The 6,515-nt window shown below is 56.8% G+C and carries 5 protein-coding genes; 2 read left to right on the forward strand and 3 right to left on the reverse strand.

The window, feature by feature from the left end; genetic code table 11:
* Nucleotides 1-146 precede the first annotated feature (146 nt).
* From JNN07_18915 to JNN07_18925, 3 genes are read right to left on the reverse strand one after another with little or no spacing between them, the layout of a single operon-like run.
* Complete coding sequence (locus tag JNN07_18915) at nt 147-716, reverse strand: hypothetical protein (protein ID MBL9169818.1); 570 nt, start codon at nt 714-716, stop codon at nt 147-149.
* 3 nt (nt 717-719) lie between these two features.
* The gene (locus JNN07_18920; protein MBL9169819.1) at nt 720-1,541 is read right to left on the reverse strand and encodes a hypothetical protein; all 822 of its coding nucleotides are present in this window, start codon (nt 1,539-1,541) and stop codon (nt 720-722) included.
* Nucleotides 1,538-1,915 (reverse strand): hypothetical protein, encoded by a 378-nt coding sequence (locus JNN07_18925; GenBank protein MBL9169820.1) that lies wholly within the window; start codon nt 1,913-1,915, stop codon nt 1,538-1,540. The genes JNN07_18920 and JNN07_18925 overlap by 4 nt, the downstream gene beginning before the upstream one ends.
* Before the next feature lie 631 nt (nt 1,916-2,546).
* Between JNN07_18925 and JNN07_18930 the strand changes: the two genes are divergently transcribed.
* The gene (locus JNN07_18930; GenBank protein MBL9169821.1) at nt 2,547-2,954 is read left to right on the forward strand and encodes a hypothetical protein; all 408 of its coding nucleotides are present in this window, start codon (nt 2,547-2,549) and stop codon (nt 2,952-2,954) included.
* A gap of 22 nt (nt 2,955-2,976) precedes the next feature.
* Nucleotides 2,977-5,799, forward strand: coding sequence for a relaxase domain-containing protein (locus JNN07_18935; GenBank protein ID MBL9169822.1), 2,823 nt, complete (start codon nt 2,977-2,979; stop codon nt 5,797-5,799).
* Nucleotides 5,800-6,515: the final 716 nt, after the last annotated feature.

A 6,515-nucleotide genomic window follows, 5' to 3' on the forward strand; every position in this document is an offset into this window, starting at 1 on the left:
TAGGCACGCGCCCCGATGCCGAGATTGCTCGCAGTGATTCCAAAGGAAAAACGCTGGCTGGTAAGTGAGCCTTCTCGACTCACTTCCCAGCTGCAATAGCCCGAAGTGCTCACACTAAAACACCCCCACCCACCCACATCGGACTGTTAGCCTCCCATTTGCCTCCAAAAATAGCCTAGAAAACCGGCCGAGATCCAGAGGGCGACGACGAGCACCCAGTGGCTCAGCCACGGACTCGACTGGAGATCGGCACATTCCTGACGGAGGATTCGCCCAGACTGGTCGAAATCGGCTTTCGCCGCGTCCCAGGCCTTTGAGCCTTTGACCAGCCCGTCGCGAATCAGCTGCGCCGTCTTCTCGGCTTCCACCAGATGGCTCTTGAAACTGCCGAGGATCTTCTCGGCAATGGCGGCTTGATCCCGATTCTGTTTCTGAAGTTCTTGGGTTCGGGTCAAGGTCGTCGACTCATAGGCCTTGATCTGACTGGCGATGCAGTTTTGCTGCTCTCGAAACTCCTTCTGCAAGGAGGCCCGGGCCGCTTCGATGGTCAGGAGCACCTTGGCGGCGGCCCGGAATTGAGATCGGTTGAGCAGCACGAGTTGGACCGGAAACGAATTCTCATCCCCTTGGCACCAAGCGGCCAAGAGTTTCCGAAGCTGTTTCGCCTCCGCCGGAGAGGCTCCCTCACACAACGCGTCAAAGGCAGTATCATCCATACTTCATTCTCCAAAGTTGAGGTTGGCCTGCGCATCGCTTTCCGGGGCAGCCGTGCTCACTCGCTGTGACTTAGATTCCAAGGAGAACCCCTCGGGAAGCAACAGTTCGGCGATGGGATCATACTCGAGGAATACCTTCTGCAGTGCCCATTGAATCTCGCCCGCCAGGAGACGCTCCAGATGGTGCATGTCCGGATGAGAGACTTCGGCGAAGCTTAAAGCGCGTTTGGCTTTCATCTCGGCCTTCTCCATGGCCAAGAGTGTTGTCGGCGTGATGCCCGGTAGGAGGATCGACTTGGCTCCAAAATCGATGAGTTGTGCCTCGAGTTGCGATCCGTTGAACAGATCGCCCCGCGCCTTGGTAGGGTTGTGGACGATGACGTAATCGACTCGATCCCCCGCATAGAGGAACAGACGGGCGACGTTATTCATGCTTTCGGTGTCGTCAGTCGGGAACAGGAAGAACGTTAGCCGAATGCCTTCGTCAGCACAAATGTCCAGGATCTGCAATTCTTCCAGGGCACTGAGGATGAGCGCATCGGCCTGGGCGCGAGTGTCGATGACGTGGATGGGAGCTTTCTCCTTCATCACTCGGCGAAACAAAGTGAGCAAGGCTGATTTGCTCTCCTGTCCGTTGCCCAGTTGGTACGACTTCACGACCTCCCGGTGCCGAGCGGCAAAAGTATGATGACGGTCGTCGAGATCTGATCCTGTCCAGGTGATGCCATGGTGATCCAGCCAGGCCGTGCGGAACTCGGTTTCGAAGCTTTTGCCGAGGTTGCCTTTGGATTGAGGGTTAAGATGAATGCGTCGAGTAATTTTCATGTGTTGGTTGGGTCGTTGAGGTTGATACGGGCAGGATCCACAGCACGAAATCGCCGCGCTGGAGGCATGGCGGCCGCCATCGGCTTTCTTTCCACAGCGTTGACCACCGGAGCCGGCGACTCCTGCGAGTCAATCGACTCCCAGTGAGTAACCGCCTGGCGTTTCACAAATCGCCGAAAGAACTGGTGCACACCCTGAGCCGTGATCGCACATCCCAAATGATCCGTAAGGTGACATGCGATTTCCTTCCAGGTCATCCGCTGCCGTCGAAGACTCCGAATGAGTTCGGTGTGAGGTTCCAGTCGACTGTGAAACGCCCGTCCGCCGCCCTTGCGACGGAGCGTGTGCGATTGGTTCTCGTTCTCAGATCCCATACCTTCCAGGTTGCCCGAGAGGTCAGGATCCCAGTTAGCGAGTAATTTGAAGGTTAATGCCGCCTGCTGGGGAGTTATGCGGATTCCATATAGAACCCCTCAGAAATCACCCTGCGTTGGGCTCGACCGAGTCAGCGTTGGAATGGCGGTTGAACCGTGTTGAAAGCGGTTGAGCGCGGGCGTTGAAGCCCGTTGACCCGCGTTGAGCTTATCAACGCCATTCAACGGACTGGGTCCCCTGCCCTGCCTTCCGCCGCGCTCCTCAGTGAAATTCTAAGCTCCAGCTTAGGGGTGGGGCGTCTCCACAATAATGAATCCATCCCGCAGCGCCTAGCGCCTTGAATCGAGTGCCGATTCTTGAGGCAGAGGGTTGAACACGAATGTATCGAGGTCAGGTGGGGCCATACAAATCAGCTCGAGATGAGGACGGTGAAGGAGTCAGAAAGAAGATTCAAATTGTGTCCATACTACACAAACGACTTCTCGGATTGTGAGAGTCTGTGGGCGTGAAAGCTGTGGTTATGGCTGTGGGTCATGAATGCGTATGAGATACGCCTCACACGCACTTCCTAGACCTAGACTGCCATCCATAACTCCCGGACTTGGGAACGCAGAAACCAATCAACCAACTATGAATGGCTCCATCAACGAACGGATCTCCAGTGCATCGCATCGGCCGAACACCGCGGCACGAGTTGAACTACTCAGTGTTCATGCTCGCGACCTTCTGAATGTGCGTCGTCTTCAAGGCCGACTAAACGCTCGGCAAACCGCGGCCCTCCTCAACTGCAATGAAACCGACATCCCGGTCTTAGTAAATCGAGGTTTGCTGACGCCCTTGGGAAATCCTCCGCCCAATTCCACCAAATACTTCTCGCCCGCAGAAATCCTGGATCTGGCAGGTGATCCGGAGCGGATGGGAGCAATTTGCAATGCCCTCTATCGACACTGGCAAGACAAGAACGCCGCGAAAACGAAAGGACCTCAACGCCGTGCGGTTCGCGCTCAGGGGAATGATGCAGGCCATCAAGGAAAGTAGACCTCTGATCACCACATGCCCTATGCTGACGTCCAAAGCCCAATATCATCTCGGGAACGCCAAGGAGTATTTCGAATCTCACCTTCGGCTTGGGGATTACTATACCGAGGGACAGCGACTGACCGGCGAATGGATCGGTAAGGGAGCCGATCGCCTCGGATTGGCCGGGGTCCCTACGTCGGAACAGTTCCTGCGGATGTGCGACAATCTCCACCCTCAGACTGGACAGAAGCTGACACTCCGTCAGAAAACCACCCGACTAGAGCTCCGGCCTGACGGAGCCGAACGAGAGACCGCGAACCGACGGGTGTTCTATGACTTCACCTTCTCACCGCCCAAGTCGGTCTCCATCGCTGCCTTGGTCCAGAAGGATCTCCGTATTATCGAGGCCCACGATGAAGCGATTCGAAGTGCCGTTCATCAACTAGAGTCCTTTGCCGTTACTCGAGTCCGAAAGGCGGGTTCTTGCAACGATCGGCCCACCCAGAATGTCACTGCTGCCCTATTCCGTCACGAAACCTCCCGGGCTATGGATCCGCATCTTCATACCCATTGCATCGTCTTCAACGCGACCTATGACTCCACCGAGAGCTGCTGGAAGGCGCTCCAGAACCACGACATGCTGGTAGCGTCCCGATTCGTGCAAAATGTGTATTATCATGAGCTGACCCGCAAACTCCGCCGCTTCGGCTATTCGATCACCAACACGCCGCGCGGAGATTTCGAAATCGATGGGGTGGCTCCGGAGTTGATCCAGAAGTTCTCAAAACGCCACCGCCAAATCGACGATCAAACCAAGAAGCTCCTGGAAGCAGCACCCGACAAATCCGAATCGAACCGGGCAGAGATTCGCGATCACATTGCCCATAAACATCGGGCTCCGAAGTCTAGCGAGCTCAGCCCGGAGGAACTGCAGCGCCATTGGCAAAGCCAACTTACCCCTCTTGAGTCGGAGGCATTGACCCGATTGACCGGCCCAGTGCCACTGGAACACCAGGCGCAACGCGGTTTGGCCGAGAAGGCACTAATCTGGGCCGAAGACCACCTGTTCGATCGGCACTCGGTAGTGCGTGAGACAGACCTCTGGCGCCATGCTTTAGAGTTCGCCCGAGGCCAGGACATTCCGGTCACGGAACTACAATCGTGCAGTCGTGCGCGAAATTACCTTCGTGACGATCGCCGACCCGGTTTCGTCACCACCAAGACTGCGCTCGACCGGGAGAGGGCGATTGTTCAGCTAGCCCGCTTGGGTTTGGGCGCGTCCCATCCTCTGTGTGCCCATTACACTCTCCGGAACCAATCGCTGGATCCGGAACAACGGAAAGCCGTGGATCGGCTGGTTCGTTCTTGCAACTTCATGTCGCTATTTCGCGGCGGGGCAGGAACTGGGAAGAGCTACGCCCTGCGCGAGGTCCACGACATCCTCCACACGAGTGGCCGAGGGGTTATCGTCCTAGCTCCTCAACGCCAACAAGTCATCGGTCTGGAGAAGGATGGTTTTCAGCAGGTTGCGACGATCAGCGCTTTCCTTGCCCAGCCGGAAATGAAAAAGGGCACCGTCGTCATCGTGGATGAGGCAGGTCAAATCGGCGGGAAGCAAATGATCGCTTTGATCGAAAAGATCAAGATAGGGTCAGGGCGATTGATCCTGTCCGGTGATACGAGCCAGCATGGGCCAGTTGAAGCCATAGACGCCATGCGCGCCATCGAGAAGTATTCCGGGTTGGAACCCGTCGAACTCACCACGATCCGCCGCCAAAATCCAGAGCTGGCCAAGACCAGAAAGGAACGAGAGCGGATCAAACAATACCGCCGCGCCGTGCGCGAAGCCCGGGACGGCAACGTTATCGAATCCTTCCAGCGACTAGAGCGCCAGGGATCCATCACGGAATCCGGAACCGAAGACCACGGCAAAAGGCTGATCGACTGTTACCTGAAGCAAGTGGAACGCGGAGATTCGACCGTCATCGTTTCCCAGAGTTGGGATGAGATTCATCGTATCAACGAGTCGGTGCGAGCGGCGCTGAAAGAACGCAAGAAAATCGGTGAAGTCGAGACGCCGCTTTCCACCCTGGTCCCTCGCGATGCTACCGATGCGCAGAAACGAGCCCCGGGGACCTACACGGACCAAACCCGCGTGGTGTTCAATCGGAACGTCCGTGGCTTCAAGAAGGGGGAGCAGGCCCGTCTGGTATCTGTCACCGACGCCCATCTCGAGGTCGCTCAGGGGTCGAAGACAGCCTCCATCCCATTCAAGCACCTCGAGAGACTAACGCTTTGCGACCAGAAGGAACTCAACATCGCCAGCGGAGACCGTCTCCAACTCAAATCAAACGGCCTCAGCGCGGACGGAAGGCGATTGGCGAACGGGGAGCTAGTAACGGTGAGGCGAGTTTTGAAGGAAGGAAGCATACAGTTAACCGATGGCCGTGTCCTGGGCACCTCCTTCCGTCAATTTATTCGGGGTTATGCCGTCACTTCCTACGGAGCCCAAGGAAAGACGGTGGACCAAGTCATCTTCTCGGATTCCTCCGTTCAGGCCGCCACCAGCCGCGAGCAGTGGTATGTGACGGTTTCACGCGGGAGGAAGGGCGTCCATATCTTCACCCGTGACAAAGCTCAACTGCGCGAAAGCATCGCCCGCAGCAGCAGCCGGCCGTTGGCAGTGGAACTGAGATTGCCGACCGCGCCAGCAGCCTCGCAGAGGGTACACGGCGTTTTCCAGGGTCAAATTGGAACTCCTGCTCGACCGCAACGCCGCATCGATCCTGCAAAGGTCTCACATCGAGCGGTTCCGGAAATACCACGCCCTCACCCGCAACGAAGAGGGGTGCGTACCGGGTAATGAACGGGGGCTGGTTCCTCTTCAAGCAGGCGGGTAGCGGCACGGAGATGTCAGAAAATGGAAAGCTTGCTCGCGAATGTTTACCGCCGTCGGCCGCGTGTCAAATGGTTGGGCAGATGCACGCTATCCTTCCGGAACTGCATGTCCGGAAAAGGTAGTGGCCTGCCAAGCCGCTGCAGCTGTCGAAAAGCAAGATTGCCCACCTCAAATCCTGTGGTTAACGTCGGAGATCTCGATGAGCGCGGTTCCATTTGGATGCCCTGAGCTAAGCCGAACGCGTTGCCGACAGCCACTGCTGTCCTCCTCTCCTTCGGGGGGTCCCTGTTGTCCGAGCCCGAAGGTTAAATGGTGCCTATCTCTATTCTGTGCCCTCGTTTTCCCCGCGCTTTGCTGTCTTGCGTCGAGCCCTGACGGCCGCAGCGAGTCGTCGAATTCACACCGGCCACCAGGGGAGGAGGTGTTCAGCGGGTCGAATCTCATCCACCTCAAATACACACTTGAGTATAACAATGGCCTTGATCCGAAGTCAGTCTGGCAAAGCCTACCTGGTGAACCTCAACACATAGGAAACCTAAATGTCCAAGCTGTTGAAGTTCATCGGTTTTATCGATTGCGGATAGACCTCGAGAATTGATCTCGATGAGCAAAGCAGGGAGCCCATTGTCAGGCCACCGCCAACATGCTCCGAGTCAAGGTGAGCGAGACCTGCGATTGGA

Source organism: Verrucomicrobiales bacterium (assembly GCA_016793885.1).
Lineage (GTDB): Bacteria > Verrucomicrobiota > Verrucomicrobiia > Limisphaerales > UBA11320 > UBA11320.